Annotated in this window: 1 pseudogene; it reads left to right on the top strand. The window is 65.8% G+C overall.

Annotated elements, in window-relative coordinates:
- Nucleotides 1-66: 66 nt before the first annotated feature.
- Nucleotides 67-565: pseudogene (locus IEZ09_RS47335) on the top strand (transposase); the annotation flags it as partial.
- Nucleotides 566-623: the final 58 nt, after the last annotated feature.

The raw sequence follows: 623 nt of genomic DNA, 5'->3' as shown, positions 1-623 counted from the left end.
CATCGACTGGAGATTAGGCTTCAGGCAATCCAGCTTTCGCCATATCACGCGGGTCCCCCCGAGCGGGCTCATCGGGCGAACGCGTTGTTCGACGCGCACCGCGACGATCCGGAGTTCGGCTACCGGTTCCTGGCCGACGAGGCCCGCGACGCCGGCTGGTCGATGGCGGATCGGACTGCGTGGCGGATCTGCTCGTCCATGGGCTGGTGGAGTGCCTTCGGCAAGAAACGCGGCCGCAACGGCAAAAAGACCGGCCCGCCGGTGCACGACGACCTGGTGCCGCGACTTCACCGCCGCGGCGCCGAACCTGTTGTGGCTGGCCGACATCACCGAACACCGCACCACAGAAGGAAGGCTGTATCTGTGCGCGGTCAAGGACGTCTGCTCCAACCGCATTGTGGGCTACTCGATCGACTCTCGGATGAAGTCCCGGCTCGCTGTCACCGCGCTCACCAACGCCGTCGCCCGCCGCGGTGACGTCGCCGGCTGCGTGGTCCACACCGGCCGTGGATCGCAATTTCGTTCCAGGAAATTCGTCCGCGCACTCGCTCGTCACGGCTTGACCGCAATGCCGCTAAGTTAAGCGGCCCTGCCGAAGATGTGCAGCTCGGGCGGCATGTCGT

The sequence above is a fragment of the Lentzea flava genome, from assembly GCF_014648475.1.
Classification (GTDB): domain Bacteria; phylum Actinomycetota; class Actinomycetes; order Mycobacteriales; family Pseudonocardiaceae; genus Lentzea; species Lentzea flava.
The sequence above is the reverse complement of the archived record's forward strand: the minus strand, read 5'-3'. Positions and strand labels throughout refer to the sequence as shown.